This window comes from Pseudomonas sp. TE12508 (assembly GCF_056279485.1).
Window position 1 is genome coordinate 1 of the sequence record NZ_JBWCCN010000016.1, and the last position, 25,781, is coordinate 25,781.

Below are 25,781 nucleotides of genomic sequence, written 5' to 3' on the forward strand. Positions count from 1 at the left end.
ATGGTAGTGTGGGGTTTCCCCATGTGAGAGTAGGTCATCGTCAAGATTAAATTCCGAAACCCCTATCTGCGTATGCAGGTAGGGGTTTTGTTTTGTCCGCAGGAAAATCTCGCTTGTAGGGTTTCTATGCAACAGCCCGGGGCATGGATATCATGCGGGCCTCATTGTGAGGCGAGACTTGCATGCTGACGTTGTTAAAGCTTCTTAAGGATGGTCGATTCCATTCGGGCCAAGCCCTGGGTGCTGCCTTGGGCGTCAGTCGTAGCGCTGTATGGAAGCAGCTTCAGCACCTGGAAGCTGAACTCGGTTTATCCATTCACAAAGTGCGCGGTCGCGGCTATCAACTAGCTGCGCCATTGACACTGCTTGATCCTGCGGAAATAAGCGCGCAGGCGCCTTCTTGTGAGTGGCCCATTCTAGTCTTCGACTCAATTGACTCCACCAACGCTGAAGCCTTGCGCGCTATCGAACGTGGCCAGCCTGCGCCATTTCTGGTGCTCGCTGAGCGGCAAACGGCCGGTCGTGGACGGCGTGGGCGCAAATGGGTCAGCCCGTTCGCGGAAAACATCTATTACAGTCTGGTGCTGCGTATTGATGGTGGGATGCGGCAGCTGGAGGGCTTGAGTCTTGTTGTCGGGCTTGCCGTAATGCAGGCCTTGCGAGAGCTTGGTGTCTCGGGTGTGGGGTTGAAGTGGCCGAATGATGTTCTGGTGGGTCAGCAAAAGATTGCTGGAATACTGCTCGAGTTGGTGGGGGATCCTGCTGATGTGTGTCACGTGGTGATCGGTGTCGGAATAAATGTGAACATGCAGATGACCGATGAGGTTGATCAGCAATGGACGTCCATGCGCCTCGAGTCGGGTAAGGCAGTTGATCGCAATCACCTGGTTGCGGGGTTAGGGTTGATGCTCCAGGCCTATTTAAATCGCCACCAGGCCGGCGGGTTCTCGGCTATCCAGGCGGAGTGGGAGCAAAATCATCTATGGCAGGGGCGGGCGGTATCGTTGATTGCCGGTGTGAGTCAGATAGATGGGGAGGTGCTGGGTATCGATAGTCAGGGTGCCTTGCGCTTGAAGGTGAATGGTGTGGAGAAGGTCTTTAGTGGTGGCGAGCTCAGCCTGAGGTTGCGTGATGATTCTTGAGCTCGATTGTGGAAACAGTTTCATCAAATGGCGTGTGCTCGGCGAGGATGTCCGGCGGGTGATTGGTGAGGGGGTCGTTGATACAGATCTCGCATTGCTGGAGAGCTTGAGAGGGCTCAAGGGGCTCGCTCTCATGCATTGTCGTTTGGTTAGTGTCAGAACTGCCGAAGAAACCAGTGCACTGATTTCTCTGTTGACCGAGGCTTTTGGTGTTTCCGTCGTGTGCGCGGCACCGGCTCGGGAGATGTCCGGGGTTCGAAATGGCTATGAGGAGTTCGAGCGGCTAGGGCTTGATCGCTGGCTTGCAGTGCTCGGAGGATTTCATCTGGCTTCGGGTGCTTGTCTGGTGCTCGACTTTGGTACGGCTGTTACGGCTGACTTTATTGCAGGAGATGGTGAGCATCTCGGTGGATTCATCTGTCCGGGGATGCCTTTGATGCGCAACCAGCTGCGTACCCATACCCGTAGAATTCGCTATGGAGATCTTGCTGCCGAGCGCGCTTTGGAGAGTCTTGTTCCTGGGCGCACAACCGTCGAGGCGGTCGAGCGAGGTTGTTTGCTAATGTTGAGAGGGTTTGTCCTGACTCAGCTAGAGTTGGCGCGCAGCTATTGGGGAGAAGATTTCGCACTCTTCCTGACAGGAGGGGATGCTGATCTGGTCTCCGAGATTGTGCCCGAGGCCAGGGTGGTTCCAGACCTGGTATTTGTAGGTTTGGCGATGGCGTGTCCCTTGTCCTGAGGTTTTTATGCGTTGGTTGTTCCTGCTGTTGCTTGTTCTCAATGTGTTCTATTACGTCTGGCACCAACAGGAGGCTCCGCTTCGCGCGAAGGATGTAACCCCCTTGAGTTTGTATCGCGGCTCGCAGCAGGATATTCGTTTGTTGAGCGAGGCGACGGATACGGCTCGAGACAAAGGAAAATCCACGCTGGCGGATAGCAGTTGTCTCTATCTGGGAGGTTCTGCTCGACAGGACGTCGCCCAGGTAATCGAGCGTCGATTGAGTGACATGGATATCAAGTTTCAGTCCTTGCCGAAGGATCTCCCCGAATATGCTGGTTACTGGGTGCGCATAGCCCCGGAAAGCCGGCGTTTGCTGGGTGACTCGCAGTTGCAAAACCTTTCTAAAGAATTCAATGAGTTAAAACATAAAATAATGCCGTGCGAGGGGGTTGCACCCGTCGAATAGTTTGCATAGAATGGCGCCCGCTTCGCAGTGAAGACCTTTAGCGGTCAGCAGTGTGAAGCGAGGTCAACGCAGCTAACCTCAGGTTTTTAATGAGAAAATGCTTGACAGAAGGCTGGCATGATATAGAATGCCGGCTCGCTTAGGAGGGGTTCCCGAGCGGCCAAAGGGATCAGACTGTAAATCTGACGTCTACGACTTCGAAGGTTCGAATCCTTCCCCCTCCACCATTTTTAGCGAGAGCTGCAAGCTCCGCGGGTATAGTTTAGTGGTAGAACCTCAGCCTTCCAAGCTGATGATGCGGGTTCGATTCCCGCTACCCGCTCCAAGTTTGCAGGTCCTGCAAAGTGTTACGCTCTTGTAGCTCAGTTGGTAGAGCACACCCTTGGTAAGGGTGAGGTCAGCGGTTCAAATCCGCTCAAGAGCTCCATATAACAAGGCAGATATGAAAATATCTGCCTTTGTTTTAATGGCTGATAGTACTTGCTTAATTCTTCTGCTAGGGGTGATTTCGATGGCTAAGGAAAAGTTCGAACGTAACAAGCCGCACGTCAACGTTGGCACCATTGGTCACGTAGACCATGGCAAGACGACCTTGACCGCCGCTCTGACCCGTGTCTGCTCCGAAGTGTTCGGTTCGGCAAAGGTTGACTTCGACAAGATCGATAGCGCCCCAGAAGAAAAAGCTCGTGGTATCACCATTAATACTGCTCACGTTGAGTACGATTCGGCTGTGCGTCACTACGCGCATGTTGACTGTCCAGGTCACGCCGACTACGTAAAAAACATGATCACCGGTGCTGCGCAGATGGATGGTGCGATTCTGGTTTGCTCGGCCGCTGATGGTCCGATGCCGCAAACCCGTGAGCATATCCTGTTGTCCCGTCAGGTTGGCGTTCCGTACATCGTTGTCTTCCTGAACAAGGCTGACATGGTTGACGATGCTGAGTTGCTGGAACTGGTTGAGATGGAAGTGCGCGATCTGCTGAGCACTTACGATTTCCCAGGTGATGACACTCCGATCATCATTGGTTCGGCGCTGATGGCGCTGAATGGTCAAGACGACAACGAGATGGGTACTACTGCCGTCAAGAAGTTGGTCGAGACTCTGGATAGCTATATTCCGCAGCCTGAGCGTGCTATCGATAAGCCGTTCCTGATGCCGATCGAGGATGTGTTCTCGATCTCCGGTCGCGGTACTGTTGTGACTGGTCGTGTTGAGCGTGGCATTGTCCGCATTCAGGAAGAAGTTGAGATTGTTGGTCTTCGTGACACTGTCAAAACTACTTGCACTGGTGTTGAAATGTTCCGCAAGCTGCTCGACGAAGGTCGTGCAGGTGAGAACTGCGGCGTTTTGCTGCGTGGTACCAAGCGTGATGATGTTGAGCGTGGCCAGGTTCTGGTCAAGCCCGGCACTGTCAAGCCGCATACCAAGTTCACTGCTGAGGTTTACGTTCTGAGCAAGGAAGAAGGCGGTCGTCACACTCCGTTCTTCAAGGGCTACCGTCCACAGTTCTACTTCCGTACAACTGATGTGACTGGTAACTGTGAGCTGCCAGAAGGTGTTGAAATGGTGATGCCGGGTGATAACGTTCAAATGACCGTTACCCTGATCAAAACCATCGCGATGGAAGATGGTCTGCGTTTCGCTATCCGTGAGGGCGGTCGTACCGTCGGCGCTGGTGTCGTAGCAAAAGTCATCGAGTAAGTTGTTGTAATGTCTTTTTCGGGCCGGCATAATGGTCGGCCTGATTTTGTTTTAGGTCAGTAGCTCAATTGGCAGAGCGACGGTCTCCAAAACCGTAGGTTGGGGGTTCGATTCCCTCCTGACCTGCCAGATTCACTTGGTGTGTCTGGCTTTCTTTTCACAGGATCTTCATAGATGACTCCTAAAGCTGAAGCTCAAGGCTCTCGCTTCGATCTGCTCAAGTGGCTAGTAGTAGTCGCTTTGGTGGTTGTTGGCGTTGTTGGCAATCAGTATTACTCTGCTTCGCCGATCCTGTACCGCGTACTTGCTTTGCTTGTCATTGCTGTTGTAGCTGCCTTTGTAGGCCTGCAGACAGTCAAGGGCAAGTCTTTCTTTGTACTGGTTAAGGAAGCTCGCACCGAGATTCGTAAAGTCGTATGGCCAACTCGCCAAGAAACCACGCAGACCACACTGATTGTTGTGGCTGTTGTCCTGGTTATGGCGTTGCTGTTGTGGGGGCTTGATTCCCTGCTCGGCTGGCTTGTTTCCTTGATTGTCGGCTAAGGGTGTCCCGTGGCTAAGCGTTGGTACGTTGTGCATGCTTACTCCGGTTACGAGAAGCATGTCATGCGCTCGTTGGTAGAGCGCGTAAAGCTGGCTGGCATGGAAGATGGCTTTGGCGAAATTCTGGTTCCCACTGAAGAAGTGGTTGAAATGCGTAATGGCCAGAAACGCAAAAGCGAGCGCAAGTTCTTCCCAGGTTATGTGCTGGTCCAGATGGACATGAACGAGGGTACTTGGCACTTGGTCAAGGATACTCCTCGGGTGATGGGTTTCATTGGCGGTACTGCTGATAAGCCTGCGCCGATCACTGATAAAGAGGCAGAAGCGATTCTGCGTCGCGTTGCTGATGGTAGCGACAAGCCGAAGCCGAAGACGTTGTTCGAGCCGGGTGAGTCGGTACGCGTCAATGACGGGCCGTTTGCTGATTTTACTGGCACGGTTGAAGAAGTTAACTACGAGAAGAGCCGGATCCAAGTGGCAGTGCTCATTTTCGGTCGCTCTACTCCGGTAGAGCTAGAGTTCAGCCAGGTCGAAAAGGTCTAGCTGAGCAAGCATCCCAACCCCGCAGCCCTAGGCTGTGGGGTTTTGTCGTCACTGGGATAAACGCGCAAGTAACCGGGGAGCCTTACGAGGCGTTCGAACCCGTAATTGGAGTGCCTCATGGCCAAGAAGATTACCGCTTACATCAAGCTGCAAGTGAAGGCCGCTCAGGCTAACCCAAGTCCACCTGTTGGTCCTGCTCTGGGTCAGCACGGCGTGAACATCATGGAATTCTGCAAGGCTTTCAACGCCCGTACTCAGGGTATTGAGCCAGGTCTGCCGACTCCAGTGATCATCACTGTCTACAGCGACCGTAGCTTCACTTTCGAAACCAAATCCACACCTGCTTCGGTTCTGCTGAAGAAGGCTGCTGGTCTGACTAGCGGTTCCGCTCGTCCGAACACCGTTAAGGTTGGCACCGTGACCCGTGCTCAGCTGGAAGAAATCGCGAAAACCAAAAACGCGGATCTGACTGCAGCTGATATGGAAGCAGCCGTGCGTACTATCGCCGGTTCTGCTCGTAGCATGGGCCTTAACGTGGAGGGTGTGTAATGGCTAAGTTGACCAAGCGTCAAAAGGCTATCGCCGGCAAAATCGAAGCAGGCAAGTCCTACAACTTTGTAGACGCTGCTGCTTTGCTGGCTGAGCTGTCGACTGTCAAGTTCAGCGAGTCGTTCGACGTTGCTGTGAACCTGGGTGTTGACCCGCGTAAATCCGACCAGGTCGTTCGTAGCGCTACCGTGCTGCCACACGGCACTGGCAAGACTGTTCGCGTTGCTGTGTTCACCCAGGGTCCAGCTGCCGAGGCTGCTCTGGCTGCCGGCGCTGACCGTGTAGGTATGGACGACCTGGCTGCCGAAATGAAAGGCGGCGACCTGAACTATGACGTAGTTATCGCATCCCCGGATGCCATGCGCGTTGTTGGTCAGTTGGGTCAGATCCTGGGCCCACGCGGCCTGATGCCTAACCCTAAAGTCGGCACTGTAACTCCAGACGTAGCTACCGCGGTTAAAAACGCAAAAGCTGGTCAGGTTCGTTATCGCACCGACAAAAACGGCATCATCCACACCTCCGTTGGCAAAGTCGGCTTCGATGCTGTCAAGCTGAAGGAAAACGTTGAAGCCCTGATCGCTGATCTGAAGCGTATCAAGCCAGCTTCCTCGAAAGGTATTTACGTCAAGCGCGTTACCCTGAGCACCACCATGGGTCCAGGTCTGGTCATCGACCAAGGCTCGCTCGACGCGTAAGACACAGGTTGGCGCAAGCGATTGCGCCAATTGAAAGATTGGGGTCCCTGCCTGGCGGGGGCTATCCAAGACCGTAGGCGACGCAAGTCTTAAACCACAAGCCTACGCAGATGGTGCTCCCGGTTCCTTACCGAATCAGACACCAAAACGACATCCGGCTTCGGTTGGATGAAACGGTAACAAGCAGGAGTTAAACCCGTGGCAATTAAACTCGAAGACAAGAAGGCCATCGTCGCTGAAGTCAACGAGGCTGCCAATGTTGCCCTGTCTGCTGTTGTGGCTGATGCCCGCGGCGTGACAGTTGGCGCTATGACCGGACTCCGTAAAGAGGCTCGTGAAGCTGGCGTTTATGTACGTGTTGTACGTAACACCCTGCTCAAGCGCGCCGTTGCTGGCACTCAATATGACGTGCTCAACGACGTGTTCACCGGCCCGACCTTGATTGCATTTTCGAAAGAACATCCGGGCGCTGCTGCTCGTATCTTCAAAGAATTCGCAAAAGGTCAGGATAAGTTCGAGATCAAGGCAGCTGCGTTCGAGGGCAAGTTCCTCGCAGCTAATCAGATCGACGTACTGGCAAGTCTGCCGACCCGTGACGAAGCAATTTCTCAGCTGATGAGCGTGATTCAAGGCGCAACCAGCAAATTGGCTCGTACTCTGGCGGCCCTTCGCGACCAGAAAGAAGCTGCTGCAGCCTAAGGCTGAGCGACTCCTTTCAGCGTTTATTGTTTATTTCGATGGCCGCGTAGGCTGTCACCCCAATACAGGAATTTATAGTCATGTCTCTGACTAACGACCAAATCATCGAAGCAATCGGCGAAAAATCCGTTCTGGAAATCGTTGAGCTGATCAAGGCCATGGAAGAGAAGTTCGGCGTTTCCGCTGCCGCTGCTTCCGCTGGTCCAGCTGCTGTTGCTGCCGTTGTTGAAGAACAAACTGAATTCAACGTCATGCTGACCGAAGCTGGCGAGAAGAAAGTTAACGTGATCAAGGCAGTACGTGAACTGACCGGTCTGGGCCTGAAAGAAGCCAAGGCTGTAGTTGACGGCGCTCCTGCCATGGTTCTGGAAGCTGTTTCGAAAGACGCAGCTGACAAAGCCAAAGCAACTCTGGAAGAAGCAGGCGCTAAAGTCGAGCTGAAGTAAGCATCGACTTTGCACCTCCAGCCCGAGCGTTAAGCGAAAGGCTGATGGCTGGTGGCTCTTGCCACCGGCCTTTTTCCGTTATTGGCAGCCGACTGGGTCGGTGCTGATAACGAGCTGTAACCACCCGATGCGGTGGCGCAAACCATGGGGTTTGCACGATTTTCTGGCTGCTCCCGTCGGGAGGGGCCAAACAAGCAGGTGACCAAGCTGGGGAACGCTGATGGCTTACTCATATACTGAGAAAAAACGTATCCGCAAGGACTTTAGCAAGTTGCCGGACGTCATGGATGTGCCGTACCTCCTGGCCATCCAGCTGGATTCGTATCGTGAATTCTTGCAAGCGGGAGCGACTAAAGATCAGTTCCGCGACGTGGGCCTGCATGCGGCCTTCAAATCCGTTTTCCCGATCATCAGCTACTCCGGCAATGCTGCGCTGGAGTACGTCGGTTATCGCCTGGGCGAACCGGCATTTGATGTCAAAGAATGCGTATTGCGCGGTGTAACTTACGCCGTACCTTTGCGGGTAAAAGTGCGCCTGATCATTTTCGACAAAGAATCGTCGAACAAAGCGATCAAGGACATCAAAGAGCAAGAAGTCTACATGGGTGAAATCCCCCTGATGACTGAAAACGGTACCTTCGTAATCAACGGTACCGAGCGTGTAATCGTTTCCCAGCTGCACCGTTCCCCGGGCGTGTTCTTCGACCACGACCGTGGCAAGACGCACAGCTCCGGCAAACTGCTGTACTCCGCGCGCATCATTCCTTACCGCGGTTCGTGGCTGGACTTCGAGTTCGACCCGAAAGACTGCGTGTTCGTGCGTATCGACCGTCGTCGCAAGCTGCCTGCATCGGTACTGCTGCGCGCGCTGGGCTATACCACTGAAGAAGTGCTGGACGCGTTCTACACCACCAACGTCTTCCACGTGCAAGGTGAAAACCTCAGCCTGGAACTGGTGCCTCAGCGCCTGCGTGGTGAAATTGCTGTCCTGGATATCCTGGATGACAAAGGCAAGGTTATTGTCGAGCAAGGTCGTCGTATCACTGCTCGCCACATCAACCAGCTGGAAAAAGCAGGGATCAAAGAGCTGCAAGTGCCTCTGGACTACGTCCTGGGTCGCACTACCGCCAAGGTCATCGTGCATCCGGCAACCGGCGAAATCCTGGCAGAGTGCAACACCGAGCTGAACACCGAGATCCTGGCAAAAATCGCCAAGGCTCAGGTTGTTCGCATCGAAACTCTGTACACCAACGATATCGACTGCGGTCCGTTCGTCTCCGACACTCTGAAGATCGACTCCACCAGCAACCAATTGGAAGCGCTGGTCGAGATCTATCGCATGATGCGTCCTGGCGAGCCGCCAACCAAAGACGCTGCCGAAACCCTGTTCAACAACCTGTTCTTCAGCCCTGAGCGCTATGACCTGTCTGCGGTCGGCCGGATGAAGTTCAACCGTCGTATCGGTCGTACCGAGATCGAAGGTTCGGGCGTGTTGTGCAAAGAAGACATCGTCGCGGTACTGAAGACTCTGGTCGACATCCGTAACGGTAAAGGCATCGTCGATGACATCGACCACCTGGGTAACCGTCGTGTTCGCTGCGTAGGCGAAATGGCCGAGAACCAGTTCCGCGTTGGCCTGGTACGTGTTGAGCGTGCGGTCAAAGAGCGTCTGTCGATGGCTGAAAGCGAAGGCCTGATGCCGCAAGACCTGATCAACGCCAAGCCAGTGGCTGCGGCGGTGAAAGAGTTCTTCGGTTCCAGCCAGCTTTCCCAGTTCATGGACCAGAACAACCCGCTGTCCGAGATCACCCACAAGCGTCGTGTTTCTGCACTCGGCCCTGGCGGTTTGACTCGTGAGCGTGCTGGCTTTGAAGTGCGTGACGTACACCCGACTCACTACGGTCGTGTATGCCCGATTGAAACGCCGGAAGGTCCGAACATCGGTCTGATCAACTCCTTGGCTGCCTATGCGCGCACCAACCAGTACGGCTTCCTCGAGAGCCCGTACCGTGTGGTGAAAGACGCTCTGGTCACCGACGAGATCGTGTTCCTGTCCGCCATCGAAGAAGCTGATCACGTGATCGCTCAGGCTTCGGCCACGATGAACGACAAGAAAGTCCTGATCGACGAGCTGGTAGCTGTTCGTCACTTGAACGAGTTCACCGTCAAGGCGCCGGAAGACGTCACTTTGATGGACGTATCGCCGAAGCAGGTGGTTTCGGTTGCAGCGTCGCTGATCCCGTTCCTCGAGCACGACGACGCCAACCGTGCGTTGATGGGTTCGAACATGCAGCGTCAAGCTGTACCAACCCTGCGCGCTGACAAGCCGCTGGTCGGTACCGGCATGGAGCGTAACGTAGCCCGTGACTCCGGCGTTTGCGTCGTGGCTCGTCGTGGCGGCGTGATCGACTCCGTCGACGCCAGCCGTATTGTGGTTCGTGTTGCTGATGATGAAGTTGAAACCGGCGAAGCTGGTGTCGACATCTACAACCTGACCAAGTACACCCGCTCCAACCAGAACACCTGCATCAACCAGCGTCCGCTGGTGAGCAAGGGTGATCGGGTTCAGCGCAGCGACATCATGGCCGACGGTCCGTCCACCGACATGGGTGAACTGGCTCTGGGTCAGAACATGCGTATCGCGTTCATGGCATGGAACGGCTTCAACTTCGAAGACTCCATCTGCCTGTCCGAGCGTGTTGTTCAGGAAGACCGTTTCACCACGATCCACATTCAGGAACTGACCTGTGTGGCACGTGACACCAAGCTTGGGCCAGAGGAAATCACTGCAGACATCCCGAACGTGGGTGAAGCTGCACTGAACAAGCTGGACGAAGCCGGTATCGTTTACGTAGGTGCTGAAGTTGGCGCAGGCGACATCCTGGTTGGTAAGGTCACTCCGAAAGGCGAGACCCAACTGACTCCGGAAGAAAAACTGCTGCGTGCCATCTTCGGTGAAAAAGCCAGCGACGTTAAAGACACTTCCCTGCGTGTGCCTACCGGCACCAAAGGTACTGTCATCGACGTACAGGTCTTCACCCGTGACGGCGTTGAGCGTGATGCTCGTGCACTGTCGATCGAGAAGACTCAACTCGACGAGATCCGCAAGGATCTGAACGAAGAGTTCCGTATTGTTGAAGGCGCCACTTTCGAACGTCTGCGTTCCGCTCTGGTCGGCCACAAAGCCGAAGGCGGCGCCGGTCTGAAGAAAGGTCAGGAAATCACCGACGAAGTTCTCGACGGTCTTGAGCATGGTCAGTGGTTCAAACTGCGCATGGCTGAAGATGCTCTGAACGAGCAGCTCGAGAAGGCTCAGGCCTACATCGTTGATCGCCGCCGTCTGCTGGACGACAAGTTCGAAGACAAGAAGCGCAAACTGCAGCAGGGCGATGACCTGGCTCCAGGCGTGCTGAAAATCGTCAAGGTTTACCTGGCAATCCGTCGTCGCATCCAGCCGGGCGACAAGATGGCCGGTCGTCACGGTAACAAGGGTGTGGTCTCCGTGATCATGCCGGTTGAAGACATGCCGCACGATGCCAATGGCACCCCGGTCGACGTCGTCCTCAACCCGTTGGGCGTACCTTCGCGTATGAACGTTGGTCAGATCCTTGAAACCCACCTGGGCCTCGCGGCCAAAGGTCTGGGCGAGAAGATCAACCGGATGGTCGAAGAGCAGCGTAAAGTTGCTGAACTTCGCACCTTCCTGGACGAGATCTACAACCAGATCGGCGGTCGTAACGAAGATCTGGATAGCTTCTCCGACCAGGAAATCCTGGATCTGGCGAAGAACCTGCGTGGCGGCGTACCAATGGCCACTCCAGTGTTCGACGGTGCCAAGGAAAGCGAAATCAAGGCCATGCTGAAACTGGCAGACCTGCCAGAAAGCGGCCAGATGCAGCTGACCGACGGCCGTACCGGCAACAAGTTCGAGCGCCCGGTTACTGTTGGCTACATGTACATGCTGAAGCTGAACCACTTGGTAGACGACAAGATGCACGCTCGTTCTACCGGTTCGTACAGCCTGGTTACCCAGCAGCCGCTGGGTGGTAAGGCACAGTTCGGTGGTCAGCGTTTCGGGGAGATGGAGGTCTGGGCACTGGAAGCATACGGTGCTGCTTACACTCTGCAAGAAATGCTCACAGTGAAGTCGGACGATGTGAACGGTCGGACCAAGATGTACAAAAACATCGTGGACGGCGATCACCGTATGGAGCCGGGCATGCCCGAGTCCTTCAACGTGTTGATCAAAGAAATTCGTTCCCTCGGCATCGATATCGATCTGGAAACCGAATAACACGTGACGCGAATCGAGAGCGGGGCAGGATTGCCCGCTCTCTGCTCCGCCAGGAGGAAAGGCCTTGAAAGACCTACTGAATTTGCTGAAAAACCAGGGTCAAGTCGAAGAGTTCGACGCCATCCGTATTGGATTGGCATCGCCTGAGATGATCCGTTCGTGGTCGTTCGGTGAAGTTAAAAAGCCGGAAACCATCAACTACCGTACGTTCAAACCTGAACGTGACGGCCTGTTCTGCGCCAAGATCTTTGGCCCGGTAAAGGATTACGAGTGCCTGTGCGGTAAGTACAAGCGCTTGAAGCACCGTGGTGTGATCTGCGAGAAGTGCGGCGTTGAAGTCGCGCTGGCAAAAGTTCGTCGTGAGCGCATGGCGCACATCGAACTGGCCTCGCCAGTTGCCCACATCTGGTTCCTGAAATCGCTGCCGTCCCGTATCGGCTTGCTGATGGACATGACCCTGCGTGATATCGAACGTGTTCTCTACTTCGAGAGCTATGTCGTTATCGATCCAGGCATGACCACCCTTGAAAAGGGTCAGCTGCTCAACGACGAGCAGTACTTCGAAGCGCTGGAAGAGTTCGGCGACGATTTCGATGCCCGCATGGGTGCCGAAGCTGTCCGTGAACTGCTGCACGCTATCGATCTGGAGCACGAGATTGGCCGCCTGCGTGAAGAAATTCCGCAAACCAACTCCGAAACCAAAATCAAGAAGCTGTCCAAGCGTCTGAAGTTGATGGAAGCCTTCCAGGGTTCCGGCAACCTTCCTGAATGGATGGTGCTGACCGTTCTGCCGGTTCTGCCGCCAGATCTGCGTCCACTGGTCCCGCTGGATGGCGGTCGCTTCGCGACTTCCGACCTCAACGATCTGTATCGTCGAGTGATCAACCGTAACAACCGCTTGAAGCGCCTGCTTGATCTGTCCGCTCCGGACATCATCGTGCGCAACGAAAAGCGTATGTTGCAGGAAGCCGTCGATGCACTGCTCGACAACGGTCGTCGTGGCCGCGCTATCACTGGTTCCAACAAGCGTCCTCTGAAATCCCTGGCTGACATGATCAAGGGTAAGCAGGGTCGTTTCCGTCAGAACTTGCTCGGTAAGCGTGTTGACTACTCCGGTCGTTCGGTAATTACCGTAGGTCCGACCCTGCGTCTGCACCAGTGCGGTCTGCCGAAGAAGATGGCTCTCGAGCTGTTCAAGCCGTTCATTTTCGGCAAGCTGGAAATGCGTGGTCTTGCTACCACCATCAAAGCTGCCAAGAAGATGGTCGAGCGCGAGCTGCCAGAGGTTTGGGACGTTCTCGCTGAAGTGATTCGCGAACACCCGGTTCTCCTCAACCGTGCACCGACCCTTCACCGTCTGGGTATCCAGGCGTTTGAACCGGTACTGATCGAAGGTAAGGCTATCCAGCTGCACCCTCTGGTCTGTGCTGCGTACAACGCCGACTTCGACGGCGACCAAATGGCCGTGCACGTACCGCTGACGCTGGAAGCCCAGTTGGAAGCGCGTGCGTTGATGATGTCGACCAACAACATTCTGTCGCCAGCCAACGGTGAGCCAATCATCGTTCCGTCGCAGGACGTTGTATTGGGTCTGTACTACATGACTCGTGAAGCGATCAACGCCAAGGGCGAAGGTCGTGTGTTCGCGGATCTGCAAGAAGTAGACCGTGTGTTCCGTGCCGGCGAAGCCGCACTGCACGCTAAAGTCAAAGTGCGGATCAACGAAACCGTCAACGATCGTGATGGCGGCAGCGTCAAGAACACCCGTATCGTCGACACCACTGTCGGCCGTGCGCTGTTGTTCCAGGTTGTTCCACCTGGCCTGTCTTACGACGTCGTCAACCAGCCGATGAAGAAAAAGGCGATCTCCAAGCTGATCAACCAGTGCTACCGCGTGGTTGGTTTGAAAGAGACCGTGATCTTCGCTGACCAGTTGATGTACACCGGTTTTGCTTACTCGACCATCTCCGGCGTTTCCATCGGTGTTAACGACTTCGTTATCCCGGATGAAAAAGCCCGCATCATCGGTGCTGCTACCGACGAAGTGAAAGAGATCGAAAGTCAGTACGCCTCCGGCCTGGTAACCCAGGGCGAGAAGTACAACAAAGTGATCGACCTTTGGTCCAAGGCGAACGACGAAGTTTCCAAGGCGATGATGGCCAACCTCTCGAAAGAGAAAGTCATCGACCGTCATGGCGTCGAAGTCGACCAAGAGTCTTTCAACTCGATGTACATGATGGCCGACTCGGGCGCACGGGGTTCTGCTGCGCAGATCCGTCAGCTCGCCGGTATGCGTGGCCTGATGGCCAAGCCGGACGGTTCCATCATCGAAACGCCGATTACTGCGAACTTCCGTGAAGGTTTGAGCGTACTTCAGTACTTCATCTCCACTCACGGTGCTCGTAAAGGTTTGGCGGATACCGCATTGAAAACTGCGAACTCCGGTTACCTGACTCGTCGTCTGGTAGACGTGGCGCAGGATCTGGTTGTGACCGAGATCGATTGCGGCACCGAACATGGCCTGGTAATGACTCCGCACATTGAAGGCGGTGACGTTGTTGAGCCGTTGGGTGAGCGCGTATTGGGTCGTGTTATCGCCCGTGACGTATTCAAGCCAGGTACCGAGGAAATCATCGTTCCTGCCGGCACTCTGGTAGACGAGAAGTGGGTCGAGTTCATCGAGCTGAACAGCATCGACGAAGTGATCGTGCGTTCGCCGATCAGCTGCGAAACCCGCTACGGTATTTGCGCCAAGTGCTACGGCCGTGACTTGGCTCGTGGTCACCAGGTGAACATCGGTGAAGCGGTCGGCGTTATCGCTGCCCAGTCCATCGGTGAGCCGGGTACCCAGCTGACGATGCGTACGTTCCACATCGGTGGTGCGGCAAGCCGGACCTCCGCAGCCGACAGCGTTCAGGTGAAGAATGGCGGTACCGTCCGTCTGCATAACCTGAAGCATGTTGAGCGAGTGGATGGTTGCCTGGTTGCTGTGTCCCGTTCTGGTGAGCTGGCGATCGCTGATGACTTCGGTCGTGAGCGCGAGCGTTACAAGCTGCCGTACGGTGCTGTGATTTCGGTTAAAGAAGGTGACAAGGTCGACGCTGGCGCAATCGTGGCCAAGTGGGATCCGCACACTCACCCAATCGTTACCGAAATGAAAGGTACCGTGACCTACGTGGGCATGGAAGAAGGCATCACGATCAAGCGTCAGACTGACGAATTGACCGGTATGACCAACATTGAAGTACTCGACGCCAAAGACCGTCCAGCTGCCGGTAAAGATATCCGTCCTGCTGTGAAGATGGTTGATGACAACGGCAAGGATCTCTTGCTGCCGGGCACCGACGTAATCGCTCAGTACTTCCTGCCTGCTAACGCCCTGGTCGGTGTAGCGGACGGTGCGAAAATCGCGATCGGTGATGTTATCGCTCGTATTCCGCAAGAGACTTCGAAGACCCGTGACATCACCGGTGGTCTGCCGCGTGTTGCCGACTTGTTCGAAGCCCGTCGTCCGAAAGAAGCCTCGATTCTGGCTGAAGTCAGCGGCACCATCGCGTTCGGTAAAGAGACCAAAGGCAAGCGCCGTCTGGTTATCACCCCGAACGACGGCAGCGATCCGTACGAAGAGCTGATTCCGAAGTGGCGTCACCTGAACGTCTTCGAAGGCGAACAGGTAAACCGCGGCGAAGTTATCTCCGACGGCCCGAGCGATCCACACGACATCCTGCGTCTGCTGGGTGTGAGTGCGCTGGCCAAGTACATCGTGAACGAGATCCAGGACGTTTACCGTCTGCAAGGCGTGAAGATCAACGATAAGCACATCGAGACCATCCTGCGTCAGATGCTGCGTAAAGTTGAAATCGCTGAATCCGGCGACTCCAGTTTCATCAAGGGCGACCAGATGGAATTGACTCACGTTCTGGTAGAGAACGAGCGTCTGGCTGGCGATGAGAAGTTCGTTTCCAAATTCACTCGCGTACTGCTGGGTATCACCAAGGCGTCGTTGTCCACCGAATCGTTCATCTCGGCGGCTTCCTTCCAGGAAACCACTCGCGTACTGACCGAAGCGGCGGTAACCGGCAAGCGCGATTACCTGCGCGGCCTGAAAGAAAACGTGGTCGTGGGTCGTTTGATCCCGGCAGGTACCGGTCTGGCTTACCACAGCGAGCGTAAGCGCCGCCGTGATGCTGACAAACCGTTGCGCGTAAGCGCCAGTGAAGTGGAAGCTGCACTGACCGAAGCGCTGAACTCTAGCGGTAACTGAGTTCTGCGATAAATAAGCGTAAGGCCCTGGCCATTCCGTTCATCGAATCGAGACAATTTGTCGAGGTTGGATGAGCGGGGAGGTCGGGGCCTTGCCTTGACTGGGGGCAAGATCCTCTTTAGACTCTTGTACCCCTAAATTTGGCGGGAATTCGTTCCTGCCATTTTGCTTTTCTTGCAAGACAATAGCGTCGCAAGACAACAGTGGAGCTAGTAGATGGCAACTATCAACCAGCTGGTACGTCAGCCGCGTAAGCGTATCGTCGAGAAATCCGACGTGCCTGCGCTGCAGAACTGCCCGCAACGTCGTGGCGTATGCACCCGTGTGTATACCACCACGCCGAAAAAACCTAACTCGGCACTGCGTAAAGTATGCCGTGTGCGTCTGACCAACGGTTTCGAGGTTTCCTCGTACATCGGTGGTGAAGGCCACAACCTGCAAGAGCACAGCGTGGTACTGATTCGCGGCGGTCGTGTAAAAGACTTGCCAGGTGTTCGTTACCACACCGTACGCGGTTCTTTGGATACTTCCGGCGTTAAAGGTCGTAACCAGGGTCGTTCGAAGTACGGTACCAAGAAGCCTAAGTAGTAGTGGCTTTTTGTAAAAACTGATTTTCTATTTTTCTGAGTCGATAAGAGTAAGGTCGGAGGCGTCCCGAAAGGGCACCGATTCCGAGCGAACCTGAAGACCGTTTGAGGGCTTATCCATGCCAAGAAGACGCGTAGCAGCCAAGCGCGAAGTGCTTGACGATCCAAAGTACGGCAGCCAAATCCTGGCCAAGTTCATGAACCACGTTATGGAAAGCGGCAAGAAAGCCGTTGCCGAGCGTATCGTTTATGGCGCGCTGGAAAAGGTTAAAGAACGCAAGAACAGCGATCCCCTGGAAATCTTCGAGAAAGCTCTCGACGCCATCGCTCCGCTGGTCGAAGTAAAGTCGCGCCGTGTAGGCGGTGCTACTTACCAGGTTCCGGTCGAAGTTCGTCCGTCCCGTCGTAACGCTCTGGCAATGCGCTGGTTGGTAGACTTCGCCCGTAAGCGCGGCGAGAAGTCTATGGCTCTGCGTTTGGCTGGCGAACTGTTGGACGCTGCCGAAGGCAAAGGTGCTGCAGTTAAGAAGCGTGAAGACGTGCACCGTATGGCTGAAGCCAACAAGGCTTTCTCGCACTACCGCTTCTAATTTTAGCGTCACTAATTTTGCGAGGGCTTTATGGCTCGTACTACACCGATTAACCGCTACCGTAACATTGGTATCGTTGCTCACGTGGATGCTGGTAAAACCACCACCACCGAGCGCGTCCTTTTTTACACTGGCAAAAGTCACAAAATGGGCGAGGTGCATGACGGCGCCGCGACCACAGACTGGATGGTGCAGGAGCAGGAGCGTGGTATTACCATTACTTCTGCTGCAATCACCGCCTTCTGGCAGGGTTCCGAGAAGCAGCACAAGGACCAATACCGCTTCAACGTCATCGACACCCCGGGCCACGTTGACTTCACTATTGAAGTTGAGCGTTCCCTGCGTGTTCTCGATGGCGCGGTCGTTGTGTTCTGCGGCACCTCGGGTGTTGAGCCTCAGTCGGAAACCGTATGGCGTCAAGCCAACAAATACGGCGTTCCACGTCTTGTTTACGTAAACAAGATGGACCGTGCTGGTGCGAACTTCCTGCGCGTGATCGGTCAGATCAAGCAGCGTCTGGGTCACACTCCGGTGCCAATCCAGTTGGCCATCGGTTCCGAAGACAACTTCCAGGGTCAGATCGATCTGATGTCCATGGAAGCTGTTTACTGGAATGACGCTGACAAAGGCATGGTTCCAGTTCGCAAGCCTATCCCTGCTGAGCTGCAGGAACTGGCTGACGAGTGGCGCGGCAACATGGTTGAGGCTGCGGCCGAAGCCAGTGAAGAGCTGATGAACAAGTACCTCGAAGGTGAAGAACTCACCAACGCGGAAATCAAGGCCGCTCTGCGTCAGCGTACTATCGCTGGTGAGATCGTTCTGGCTGTTTGCGGTTCTTCCTTCAAGAACAAGGGTGTTCCCCTGGTTCTCGACGCCGTGATCGACTACCTGCCTGCTCCTACCGACATTCCTGCCATCAAGGGTACTGACCCGGATGACGAGACCAAGGAAATGGAGCGTCACGCAGACGACAGCGAGCCGTTCTCGGCTCTGGCGTTCAAGATCGCTACCGACCCATTCGTGGGTACCTTGACCTTTGTTCGAGTTTACTCGGGCGTGTTGGCCTCCGGCGACGGCGTGATCAACTCGGTTAAAGGCAAGAAAGAGCGCGTGGGTCGTATGGTGCAAATGCACGCAAACGCCCGTGAAGAAATCAAGGAAGTACGCGCTGGTGACATCGCGGCCTTGATCGGCATGAAGGACGTCACCACTGGTGAAACTTTGTGCAACGCTGACAAGCCAATCATCCTGGTTCGCATGGACTTCCCGGAGCCGGTTATTTCGGTTGCCGTAGAGCCTAAGACCAAGGACGACCAGGAAAAAATGGGTATCGCTCTGGGCAAGCTCGCTCAGGAAGATCCATCTTTCCGCGTCAAGACTGATGAAGAGACTGGTCAAACGATCATCTCCGGCATGGGCGAGTTGCACCTGGACATCCTGGTTGACCGGATGCGCCGTGAGTTCAACGTCGAAGCCAACATCGGTAAGCCTCAAGTTTCGTACCGTGAGCGCATCACGAAGAGCTGCGAGATTGAAGGCAAGTTCGTTCGCCAGTCCGGCGGTCGTGGCCAGTTCGGTCACTGCTGGATTCGTTTTGCTCCTGCTGACGAAGGTCAGGAAGGTCTGCAATTCCTGAACGAAGTAGTGGGTGGTGTGGTTCCTAAGGAATACATCCCGGCTATCCAGAAGGGTATCGAAGAGCAGATGAAGAACGGCGTTGTTGCCGGCTATCCGCTGATCGGCCTGAAGGCTACCGTGTTTGATGGTTCCTACCACGACGTCGACTCCAACGAGATGGCGTTTAAAGTGGCTGCTTCCATGGCAACCAAGCAACTGGCCCAGAAGGGCGGTGGTGAGTTGCTTGAGCCGATCATGGCGGTAGAGGTTGTTACGCCTGAAGACTATATGGGTGACGTGATGGGCGACCTTAACCGTCGTCGCGGCATGATCCTGGGTATGGAAGACACGGTCTCCGGCAAAGTGATTCGCGCCGAAGTACCGTTGGGTGAGATGTTCGGTTATGCGACCGACGTCCGTTCCATGTCCCAAGGTCGCGCAAGCTACTCTATGGAATTCAAAAAATACAATACAGCTCCGTCGCATATCGTCGAAACTGTTACCAAAAAACAAGGCTGATTCAGCCCCTTTAGGCTAGGAGTTAATTGTCGTGGCTAAAGAAAAATTTGACCGTACCCTCCCGCACGTCAACGTTGGCACCATCGGTCACGTCGACCACGGTAAAACCACGCTGACCGCTGCTCTGACTCGCGTCTGCTCCGAAGTTTTCGGTTCGGCCGTTGTTGCTTTCGACAAAATCGACAGCGCTCCGGAAGAAAAGGCTCGTGGTATCACCATCAACACCGCGCACGTTGAATACAACTCGCTGATCCGTCACTACGCTCACGTTGACTGCCCAGGTCACGCTGACTATGTGAAGAACATGATCACCGGTGCTGCTCAGATGGACGGCGCTATCCTGGTTTGCTCGGCCGCTGATGGTCCGATGCCACAAACTCGTGAGCACATCCTGCTGTCCCGTCAGGTTGGCGTTCCGTACATCGTTGTCTTCCTGAACAAGGCTGACATGGTTGACGACGCTGAGCTGCTGGAACTGGTTGAGATGGAAGTGCGCGATCTGCTGAGCACTTACGACTTCCCAGGTGACGACACTCCGATCATCATCGGTTCGGCTCTGATGGCTCTGAACGGCCAAGACGACAACGAAATGGGCACCACTGCCGTTCGTAAACTGGTTGAGACTCTGGACAGCTACATCCCGGATCCAGTCCGTGTTATCGACAAGCCGTTCCTGATGCCAATCGAAGACGTATTCTCGATCTCCGGTCGCGGTACTGTTGTAACTGGTCGTATCGAGCGCGGTATCGTCAAGGTTCAGGATCCACTGGAAATCGTTGGTCTGCGTGACACTACCGTCACCACCTGCACCGGTGTTGAAATGTTCCGTAAGCTGCTCGACGAAGGTCGTGCTGGCGAGAACTGCGGCGTTCTGCTGCGTGGTACCAAGCGTGACGACGTTGAGCGTGGCCAGGTTCTGGTTAAGCCAGGTTCGGTTAAGCCGCACACCAAGTTCGAAGCTGAAGTCTACGTTCTGAGCAAGGAAGAAGGCGGTCGTCACACTCCGTTCTTCAAAGGCTACCGTCCACAGTTCTACTTCCGTACTACTGACGTGACTGGTAACTGCGAGCTGCCGGAAGGCGTTGAAATGGTAATGCCGGGCGACAACATCAAAATGGTTGTCACCCTGATCAAGACCATCGCAATGGAAGACGGTCTGCGTTTCGCTATCCGTGAAGGCGGTCGTACCGTCGGCGCTGGCGTCGTAGCCAAAATCATCGAATAAGCTCTTTTTTGAGTAAGCTTCGATGAGTTGAAAAAGCCCCCGCTTAGCGGGGGCTTTTTTATTGGGTTGACACCTATATGGGGCGTCTATAGAATTGCGCCTCCTTTTAACGGGCGTATTGCGCTCGGTGGGAATAGCAGCCGGAGTCTGAAATCCAATGCAAAATCAGCAAATCCGTATCAGGTTGAAGGCTTTTGACCATCGCCTGATCGACCAATCCACCCAGGAAATCGTGGAAACCGCGAAACGTACTGGTGCTCAAGTGCGTGGTCCAATTCCACTGCCTACCCGTAAAGAGCGGTTCACCGTTCTGGTCTCTCCGCACGTCAACAAAGACGCGCGTGACCAGTACGAGATCCGTACTCATAAGCGCGTTCTGGACATCGTCCAGCCAACGGATAAAACCGTTGATGCACTTATGAAGCTTGATCTTGCGGCCGGTGTGGAAGTGCAGATCAGCCTCGGCTAAGACTCGGTCTTAGTCGTGTAACGCTCTGAAATGGGCGGCCATAGCGGGTGAAAGCCCCGTACACTCATGAGGTTTACAACATGACTATTGGTGTAGTCGGTCGTAAATGCGGTATGACCCGTATTTTCACCGAAGAAGGTGTCTCCATTCCGGTCACGGTCATTGAGATCGAGCCGAATCGCGTCACCCAGTTCAAAACTGAAGAGACCGATGGCTATCGTGCAGTGCAAGTCACTGTAGGCGAGCGTCGTGCTTCGCGTGTTACAGCTGCTCAGGCTGGCCACTTCGCTAAAGCGAACGTTGCCGCTGGTCGTACCGTAATGGAATTCCGCCTTGAAGAAGGCGAGTACCAGGCCGGCGATCTGATCAACGCTGAAATCTTCGCTGCTGGTCAACTGGTTGATGTAACCGGTCAGTCCAAAGGTAAAGGCTTCCAGGGTACGATCAAGCGTTGGAACTTCCGCGGGCAAGATAATACCCACGGTAACTCCGTGTCCCACCGCGTTCCAGGCTCTATCGGCCAGTGCCAGACTCCTGGTCGTGTATTCAAGGGCAAAAAAATGTCCGGTCATATGGGCGCTGAGCGCGTGACCGTGCAGTCCCTCGAAGTAGTGCGCGTGGACGCTGAACGCAATCTGTTGTTGGTCAAGGGCGCTGTTCCTGGCGCTACTGGCGGCAACTTGGTTGTACGTCCAGCAGCCAAGGCTCGCGGTTAAGGGGAAGCTGACATGCAATTAAATGTAAATGACGCTCAAGCGATCGAAGTTTCCGAACTGACATTTGGCGGCGAATTCAACGAGACGCTGGTTCACCAAGCAGTCGTGGCCTACATGGCCGGCGGCCGTCAAGGTAGCAAGCAGCAAAAGACCCGTTCCGACGTTCGTGGTGGCGGTAAGCGCCCATGGCGTCAGAAAGGTACTGGCCGTGCTCGTGCCGGTACTATCCGTAGCCCAATCTGGCGTGGCGGCGGTACCACTTTCGCAGCTCGTCCTCAGGATCACACCCAGAAGCTGAACAAGAAGATGTATCGCGCAGCAATGCGTTCCATCCTTGCTGAGCTGGTGCGTACTGATCGTCTGGTTGTGGTTCAGGACTTCGCTGTTGATGCACCGAAGACCAAAGATCTGCTGAACAAACTGACCGGCATGGGCCTGACTGACGTCTTGATCGTGTCTGAAGTGGTTGATCAGAACCTGTACCTGGCTGCTCGCAACCTGCCACACGTTGATGTACGTGACGTGCAAGGTTCCGATCCAGTTAGTCTGATCGCATACGACAAGGTGTTGATCACCGTGTCGGCCGTGAAGAAATTCGAGGAGCTGCTGGGATGAACCAGGAACGCGTATTTAAAGTTCTGCTTGGCCCGCACGTTTCCGAGAAGGCTACGGTTCTGGCTGACAAGAAAGGCCAGTTCGTTTTCAAGGTTGCAACTGACGCAACCAAGCTGGAAATCAAGAAGGCCGTCGAAAGCCTGTTCAGCGTGAAAGTAGAGCGTGTTACTACCCTGAATGTTCTGGGTAAGAGCAAGCGCACTGCTCGCGGTCTGGGCAAGCGTAATGACTGGAAGAAGGCAGTTATCTCCCTTCAGCCAGGCCAAGATCTCGATTTCAGCAGCAGTGCTGAGTAAGGAAGGGGTGCATCATGGCAATCGTTAAATGCAAACCGACTTCCCCTGGCCGCCGTTTTGTGGTCAAGGTGGTCAACCAGGAGCTGCATAAAGGCGCTCCTCACGCACCGCTGCTCGAGAAAAAATCGAAGACTGGTGGTCGTAACAACAATGGTCGTATTACCACTCGTCACATCGGTGGTGGCCATAAGCAGCATTATCGTCTGGTCGATTTCCGTCGCAACGACAAAGATGGCATCTCTGCCACTGTCGAGCGTATTGAATACGATCCAAACCGTACTGCTCACATCGCTCTGCTGCTGTACGCAGATGGCGAGCGTCGCTACATCATCGCCCCTAAAGGCGTGAGTGCTGGTGACCAGCTGATCGCAGGTGCTTTGGCACCGATCAAGCCGGGCAACGCTCTGCAACTGCGTAACATTCCAGTTGGTAGCACCGTACACGGCATCGAATTGAAGCCAGGTAAAGGCGCGCAAATCGCTCGTTCCGCTGGTGCTTCGGCTCAGCTGATTGCTCGTGAAGGTGTCTACGTGACCCTGCGTCTGCGTTCTGGTGAGATGCGTAAAGTGCTGGCTGAATGCCGCGCGACCCTGGGTGAAGTCTCGAACTCCGAGCACAGCCTGCGTTCGCTGGGTAAAGCTGGTGCCAAACGCTGGCGTGGCGTTCGCCCAACCGTTCGTGGTGTTGCCATGAACCCGGTTGACCACCCACATGGTGGTGGTGAAGGTCGTACCTCTGGTGGTCGTCATCCGGTATCGCCATGGGGCTTCCCGACTAAGGGCGCGAAGACTCGTGGTAATAAGCGTACCGACAAAATGATCGTCCGTCGTCGCAAGTAAATAGAGGGATACGACAGTGCCACGTTCTCTGAAAAAAGGTCCTTTTATTGATCTTCACCTACTGAAGAAGATCGAAGTGGCGGCGGAAAAGAACGATCGCAAACCAGTTAAGACCTGGTCGCGCCGTTCCATGATCCTGCCACAAATGGTCGGTTTGACCATTGCTGTGCATAACGGTCGTCAACATGTTCCAGTTCTCGTGAACGAAGACATGGTCGGCCACAAACTGGGCGAGTTTGCCGGTACCCGCACATATCGTGGGCACGTGGCAGACAAGAAAGCCAAGCGTTAAGGGGTAAGGAACGATGGAAGTAGCCGCTAAGTTGTCGGGCGCTCGAATCTCCGCCCAGAAAGCCCGCTTGGTCGCCGACCAGATCCGCGGGAAGAAGGTGGGCGAAGCGCTCAACCTGTTGGCTTTCAGCAGTAAGAAAGCCGCCGAGATCATGAAGAAAGTGCTGGAGTCGGCCGTAGCCAACGCCGAGCATAACGAAGGCGCAGACGTTGATGACCTGAAGGTCAGCACCGTTTTCGTCAACGAAGGGCGTTCGCTGAAGCGAATCATGCCACGTGCCAAAGGCCGTGCTGATCGCATCGTCAAGCGGTCTTGCCATATCACTGTCAAGGTTGCTGACAAGTAACGGAGTCGAAGAGATGGGTCAGAAAGTACATCCCATTGGCATTCGCCTGGGAATCGTCAAGGAGCACACCTCCGTCTGGTACGCAGACGGTCGGACTTATGCGGACTATTTGTTCGCTGATCTGAAGGTGCGTGAGTATCTCCAAGACAAACTAAAAAGCGCGTCCGTAAGCCGTATCGATATCCATCGTCCGGCTCAGACTGCACGTATCACCATCCACACCGCTCGTCCAGGTATCGTTATCGGGAAGAAAGGTGAAGATGTTGAGAAACTGCGTCAGGACCTGACCAAGCAAATGGGTGTGCCTGTGCACATCAATATCGAAGAGATCCGTAAGCCGGAGCTCGACGGTATGCTGGTTGCGCAGAGCGTAGCTCAGCAGCTGGAGCGTCGCGTAATGTTCCGTCGCGCTATGAAGCGCGCTGTTCAGAACGCCATGCGCATTGGTGCCAAAGGCATCAAAATCCAAGTGAGCGGTCGTCTCGGCGGTGCTGAAATCGCACGTACTGAATGGTATCGCGAAGGTCGTGTGCCACTGCACACCCTGCGTGCCGACATCGACTATGCCAACTACGAAGCTCACACCACTTACGGTGTGATCGGTGTAAAGGTTTGGATCTTCAAAGGCGAAGTAATTGGTGGTCGCCAAGAAGAACTGAAACCACAAGCACCAGCGCCTCGTAAAAAAGCTGCTAAGTAAGGGGTACGCCAAATGTTGCAACCAAAGCGTACGAAGTTCCGCAAGCAGATGACAGGCCACAACCGTGGTCTGGCTCAGCGCGGTAGCAAAGTCAGCTTCGGCGAGTTCGCGCTGAAGTCTGTAGCTCGTGGTCGTCTCACCGCTCGTCAGATTGAGTCAGCGCGTCGTGCACTGACCCGTCACGTTAAACGTGGCGGCAAGATCTGGATCCGTGTATTCCCGGACAAGCCTATTTCCAAAAAGCCACTCGAAGTTCGGATGGGTAAAGGTAAGGGTAGTGTGGAGTACTGGGTTGCCCAGATTCAGCCAGGCAAAGTCCTGTATGAAATCGAGGGCGTTTCTGAAGAGCTGGCGCGTGAGGCTTTTGCCCTGGCTGCTGCAAAGCTGCCGCTCGCCACCGCTTTTGTTAAACGGACGGTGATGTGATGAAAGCGAATGAACTTCGTGAAAAAGACGCGCCGCAGCTTAACGAGCAACTGCTCGGCCTGCTGCGCGACCAGTTCAATCTGCGGATGCAGAAAGCAACTGGCCAGTTGGGGCAGTCTCACCTGCTCCGGCAAGTTAAGCGTGACATCGCTCGCGTGAAGACTGTGCTCAAACAGCAGGCAGGTAAGTAATCATGGCTGAAGCCGAAAAAACCGTCCGTACGCTGACTGGCCGTGTTGTCAGCGACAAAATGGACAAGACCATCACCGTTCTGATCGAGCGTCGCGTTAAGCACCCGATCTACGGTAAATACGTTAAGCGTTCGACTAAGCTGCACGCGCACGACGAAACCAATCAGTGCCACATCGGCGACAAAGTCACTATTCGTGAAACTCGTCCTTTGGCCAAGACCAAGTCTTGGGCGCTGGTTGATGTTCTCGAACGCGCTGTGGAAGTCTAAGGACTAGGGGTCGGAGA

At 54.8% G+C, this 25,781-nt stretch carries 27 protein-coding genes and 4 tRNA genes; all 31 read left to right on the forward strand.

Annotated elements, in window-relative coordinates; genetic code table 11:
* Nucleotides 1-182 precede the first annotated feature (182 nt).
* Nucleotides 183-1,142, forward strand: coding sequence for a bifunctional biotin--[acetyl-CoA-carboxylase] ligase/biotin operon repressor BirA (gene birA, locus ACZ9IM_RS21290; protein WP_427628261.1), 960 nt, complete (start codon nt 183-185; stop codon nt 1,140-1,142).
* Nucleotides 1,132-1,881 (forward strand): pantothenate kinase, encoded by a 750-nt coding sequence (locus ACZ9IM_RS21295; protein ID WP_427628259.1) that lies wholly within the window; start codon nt 1,132-1,134, stop codon nt 1,879-1,881. Before birA ends, ACZ9IM_RS21295 begins: the two co-directional genes overlap by 11 nt.
* 7 nt (nt 1,882-1,888) lie before the next feature.
* Nucleotides 1,889-2,329, forward strand: a complete 441-nt coding sequence (locus ACZ9IM_RS21300; protein ID WP_427628257.1) for a hypothetical protein — start codon at nt 1,889-1,891, stop codon at nt 2,327-2,329.
* Between the two features lie 142 nt (nt 2,330-2,471).
* Nucleotides 2,472-2,556: transfer RNA gene (locus ACZ9IM_RS21305), tRNA-Tyr, on the forward strand.
* 24 nt (nt 2,557-2,580) lie between these two features.
* A tRNA-Gly gene (locus ACZ9IM_RS21310) sits at nt 2,581-2,654 on the forward strand.
* A 26-nt stretch (nt 2,655-2,680) separates the two neighbouring features.
* A tRNA-Thr gene (locus ACZ9IM_RS21315) sits at nt 2,681-2,756 on the forward strand.
* 84 nt (nt 2,757-2,840) lie between these two features.
* Nucleotides 2,841-4,034 carry an elongation factor Tu gene (tuf, locus tag ACZ9IM_RS21320; protein WP_007896619.1) on the forward strand — a complete coding sequence of 398 codons (1,194 nt, stop codon included), beginning with the start codon at nt 2,841-2,843 and terminating at the stop codon, nt 4,032-4,034.
* Nucleotides 4,035-4,087: 53 nt separating this feature from the next.
* Nucleotides 4,088-4,163 (forward strand) — tRNA-Trp (locus ACZ9IM_RS21325).
* 45 nt (nt 4,164-4,208) lie between these two features.
* The gene (gene secE, locus ACZ9IM_RS21330) at nt 4,209-4,577 is read left to right on the forward strand and encodes a preprotein translocase subunit SecE (protein WP_192345266.1); all 369 of its coding nucleotides are present in this window, start codon (nt 4,209-4,211) and stop codon (nt 4,575-4,577) included.
* A 9-nt stretch (nt 4,578-4,586) separates the two neighbouring features.
* Entirely contained in the window at nt 4,587-5,120 is a 534-nt protein-coding gene (gene nusG, locus ACZ9IM_RS21335; RefSeq protein ID WP_007896622.1) for a transcription termination/antitermination protein NusG, read from the forward strand.
* A gap of 117 nt (nt 5,121-5,237) precedes the next feature.
* Nucleotides 5,238-5,669, forward strand: a complete 432-nt coding sequence (rplK, locus tag ACZ9IM_RS21340) for a 50S ribosomal protein L11 (protein ID WP_008008888.1) — start codon at nt 5,238-5,240, stop codon at nt 5,667-5,669.
* On the forward strand, nt 5,669-6,364 hold the full coding sequence (gene rplA / locus ACZ9IM_RS21345; RefSeq protein ID WP_007896626.1) for a 50S ribosomal protein L1: 696 nt from the start codon (nt 5,669-5,671) through the stop codon (nt 6,362-6,364). The genes rplK and rplA overlap by 1 nt, the downstream gene beginning before the upstream one ends.
* A gap of 198 nt (nt 6,365-6,562) precedes the next feature.
* Nucleotides 6,563-7,063 (forward strand): 50S ribosomal protein L10, encoded by a 501-nt coding sequence (gene rplJ / locus ACZ9IM_RS21350; RefSeq protein ID WP_007896629.1) that lies wholly within the window; start codon nt 6,563-6,565, stop codon nt 7,061-7,063.
* A gap of 80 nt (nt 7,064-7,143) precedes the next feature.
* Nucleotides 7,144-7,509, forward strand: a complete 366-nt coding sequence (gene rplL, locus ACZ9IM_RS21355) for a 50S ribosomal protein L7/L12 (protein ID WP_008073881.1) — start codon at nt 7,144-7,146, stop codon at nt 7,507-7,509.
* A 220-nt stretch (nt 7,510-7,729) separates the two neighbouring features.
* Nucleotides 7,730-11,803 (forward strand): DNA-directed RNA polymerase subunit beta, encoded by a 4,074-nt coding sequence (gene rpoB / locus ACZ9IM_RS21360; RefSeq protein WP_007896631.1) that lies wholly within the window; start codon nt 7,730-7,732, stop codon nt 11,801-11,803.
* A 64-nt stretch (nt 11,804-11,867) separates the two neighbouring features.
* Nucleotides 11,868-16,067 carry a DNA-directed RNA polymerase subunit beta' gene (rpoC, locus tag ACZ9IM_RS21365; protein WP_007896632.1) on the forward strand — a complete coding sequence of 1,400 codons (4,200 nt, stop codon included), beginning with the start codon at nt 11,868-11,870 and terminating at the stop codon, nt 16,065-16,067.
* Nucleotides 16,068-16,283: 216 nt separating this feature from the next.
* On the forward strand, nt 16,284-16,655 hold the full coding sequence (gene rpsL / locus ACZ9IM_RS21370; protein WP_002555494.1) for a 30S ribosomal protein S12: 372 nt from the start codon (nt 16,284-16,286) through the stop codon (nt 16,653-16,655).
* 118 nt (nt 16,656-16,773) lie between these two features.
* Nucleotides 16,774-17,244 (forward strand): 30S ribosomal protein S7, encoded by a 471-nt coding sequence (gene rpsG / locus ACZ9IM_RS21375; RefSeq protein WP_002555493.1) that lies wholly within the window; start codon nt 16,774-16,776, stop codon nt 17,242-17,244.
* A gap of 30 nt (nt 17,245-17,274) precedes the next feature.
* Entirely contained in the window at nt 17,275-19,380 is a 2,106-nt protein-coding gene (gene fusA / locus ACZ9IM_RS21380) for an elongation factor G (RefSeq protein ID WP_007896659.1), read from the forward strand.
* Nucleotides 19,381-19,411: 31 nt separating this feature from the next.
* The gene (gene tuf, locus ACZ9IM_RS21385) at nt 19,412-20,605 is read left to right on the forward strand and encodes an elongation factor Tu (RefSeq protein WP_007896660.1); all 1,194 of its coding nucleotides are present in this window, start codon (nt 19,412-19,414) and stop codon (nt 20,603-20,605) included.
* A 157-nt stretch (nt 20,606-20,762) separates the two neighbouring features.
* Nucleotides 20,763-21,074 carry a 30S ribosomal protein S10 gene (gene rpsJ, locus ACZ9IM_RS21390; protein ID WP_003186070.1) on the forward strand — a complete coding sequence of 104 codons (312 nt, stop codon included), beginning with the start codon at nt 20,763-20,765 and terminating at the stop codon, nt 21,072-21,074.
* Nucleotides 21,075-21,154: 80 nt separating this feature from the next.
* Nucleotides 21,155-21,790, forward strand: a complete 636-nt coding sequence (rplC, locus tag ACZ9IM_RS21395) for a 50S ribosomal protein L3 (protein WP_003186059.1) — start codon at nt 21,155-21,157, stop codon at nt 21,788-21,790.
* Nucleotides 21,791-21,802: 12 nt separating this feature from the next.
* On the forward strand, nt 21,803-22,405 hold the full coding sequence (gene rplD, locus ACZ9IM_RS21400) for a 50S ribosomal protein L4 (RefSeq protein WP_007896707.1): 603 nt from the start codon (nt 21,803-21,805) through the stop codon (nt 22,403-22,405).
* Nucleotides 22,402-22,701, forward strand: coding sequence for a 50S ribosomal protein L23 (gene rplW, locus ACZ9IM_RS21405; protein WP_002555488.1), 300 nt, complete (start codon nt 22,402-22,404; stop codon nt 22,699-22,701). Before rplD ends, rplW begins: the two co-directional genes overlap by 4 nt.
* Before the next feature lie 14 nt (nt 22,702-22,715).
* Nucleotides 22,716-23,540, forward strand: a complete 825-nt coding sequence (gene rplB, locus ACZ9IM_RS21410) for a 50S ribosomal protein L2 (protein WP_003176423.1) — start codon at nt 22,716-22,718, stop codon at nt 23,538-23,540.
* 16 nt (nt 23,541-23,556) lie between these two features.
* Complete coding sequence (gene rpsS, locus ACZ9IM_RS21415; RefSeq protein WP_002555486.1) at nt 23,557-23,832, forward strand: 30S ribosomal protein S19; 276 nt, start codon at nt 23,557-23,559, stop codon at nt 23,830-23,832.
* A gap of 13 nt (nt 23,833-23,845) precedes the next feature.
* Nucleotides 23,846-24,178, forward strand: coding sequence for a 50S ribosomal protein L22 (gene rplV / locus ACZ9IM_RS21420; protein WP_003103908.1), 333 nt, complete (start codon nt 23,846-23,848; stop codon nt 24,176-24,178).
* A 13-nt stretch (nt 24,179-24,191) separates the two neighbouring features.
* Complete coding sequence (gene rpsC / locus ACZ9IM_RS21425) at nt 24,192-24,878, forward strand: 30S ribosomal protein S3 (protein ID WP_003176422.1); 687 nt, start codon at nt 24,192-24,194, stop codon at nt 24,876-24,878.
* A 12-nt stretch (nt 24,879-24,890) separates the two neighbouring features.
* Nucleotides 24,891-25,304, forward strand: a complete 414-nt coding sequence (rplP, locus tag ACZ9IM_RS21430; protein ID WP_007896757.1) for a 50S ribosomal protein L16 — start codon at nt 24,891-24,893, stop codon at nt 25,302-25,304.
* Entirely contained in the window at nt 25,304-25,495 is a 192-nt protein-coding gene (gene rpmC / locus ACZ9IM_RS21435) for a 50S ribosomal protein L29 (RefSeq protein WP_008030901.1), read from the forward strand. The genes rplP and rpmC overlap by 1 nt, the downstream gene beginning before the upstream one ends.
* 2 nt (nt 25,496-25,497) lie before the next feature.
* Nucleotides 25,498-25,764 carry a 30S ribosomal protein S17 gene (rpsQ, locus tag ACZ9IM_RS21440; RefSeq protein ID WP_003176419.1) on the forward strand — a complete coding sequence of 89 codons (267 nt, stop codon included), beginning with the start codon at nt 25,498-25,500 and terminating at the stop codon, nt 25,762-25,764.
* Nucleotides 25,765-25,781: the final 17 nt, after the last annotated feature.

Coding starts and splice junctions, on each gene's coding strand:
- rplL (WP_008073881.1), top strand. CDS start 7,144: ATGTCTCTGACTAACGACCAAATCATCGAAGCAATCGGCGAAAAATCC.
- rplV (WP_003103908.1), top strand. CDS start 23,846: ATGGAAGTAGCCGCTAAGTTGTCGGGCGCTCGAATCTCCGCCCAGAAA.
- rpsQ (WP_003176419.1), top strand. CDS start 25,498: ATGGCTGAAGCCGAAAAAACCGTCCGTACGCTGACTGGCCGTGTTGTC.
- secE (WP_192345266.1), top strand. CDS start 4,209: ATGACTCCTAAAGCTGAAGCTCAAGGCTCTCGCTTCGATCTGCTCAAG.
- rplC (WP_003186059.1), top strand. CDS start 21,155: ATGACTATTGGTGTAGTCGGTCGTAAATGCGGTATGACCCGTATTTTC.
- rpsC (WP_003176422.1), top strand. CDS start 24,192: ATGGGTCAGAAAGTACATCCCATTGGCATTCGCCTGGGAATCGTCAAG.
- rplB (WP_003176423.1), top strand. CDS start 22,716: ATGGCAATCGTTAAATGCAAACCGACTTCCCCTGGCCGCCGTTTTGTG.
- rpsG (WP_002555493.1), top strand. CDS start 16,774: ATGCCAAGAAGACGCGTAGCAGCCAAGCGCGAAGTGCTTGACGATCCA.
- rplK (WP_008008888.1), top strand. CDS start 5,238: ATGGCCAAGAAGATTACCGCTTACATCAAGCTGCAAGTGAAGGCCGCT.
- rpsJ (WP_003186070.1), top strand. CDS start 20,763: ATGCAAAATCAGCAAATCCGTATCAGGTTGAAGGCTTTTGACCATCGC.
- birA (WP_427628261.1), top strand. CDS start 183: ATGCTGACGTTGTTAAAGCTTCTTAAGGATGGTCGATTCCATTCGGGC.
- ACZ9IM_RS21300 (WP_427628257.1), top strand. CDS start 1,889: ATGCGTTGGTTGTTCCTGCTGTTGCTTGTTCTCAATGTGTTCTATTAC.
- rpoB (WP_007896631.1), top strand. CDS start 7,730: ATGGCTTACTCATATACTGAGAAAAAACGTATCCGCAAGGACTTTAGC.
- rplP (WP_007896757.1), top strand. CDS start 24,891: ATGTTGCAACCAAAGCGTACGAAGTTCCGCAAGCAGATGACAGGCCAC.
- tuf (WP_007896619.1), top strand. CDS start 2,841: ATGGCTAAGGAAAAGTTCGAACGTAACAAGCCGCACGTCAACGTTGGC.
- rpmC (WP_008030901.1), top strand. CDS start 25,304: ATGAAAGCGAATGAACTTCGTGAAAAAGACGCGCCGCAGCTTAACGAG.
- ACZ9IM_RS21295 (WP_427628259.1), top strand. CDS start 1,132: ATGATTCTTGAGCTCGATTGTGGAAACAGTTTCATCAAATGGCGTGTG.
- rpsL (WP_002555494.1), top strand. CDS start 16,284: ATGGCAACTATCAACCAGCTGGTACGTCAGCCGCGTAAGCGTATCGTC.
- rplA (WP_007896626.1), top strand. CDS start 5,669: ATGGCTAAGTTGACCAAGCGTCAAAAGGCTATCGCCGGCAAAATCGAA.
- rplW (WP_002555488.1), top strand. CDS start 22,402: ATGAACCAGGAACGCGTATTTAAAGTTCTGCTTGGCCCGCACGTTTCC.
- rplD (WP_007896707.1), top strand. CDS start 21,803: ATGCAATTAAATGTAAATGACGCTCAAGCGATCGAAGTTTCCGAACTG.
- fusA (WP_007896659.1), top strand. CDS start 17,275: ATGGCTCGTACTACACCGATTAACCGCTACCGTAACATTGGTATCGTT.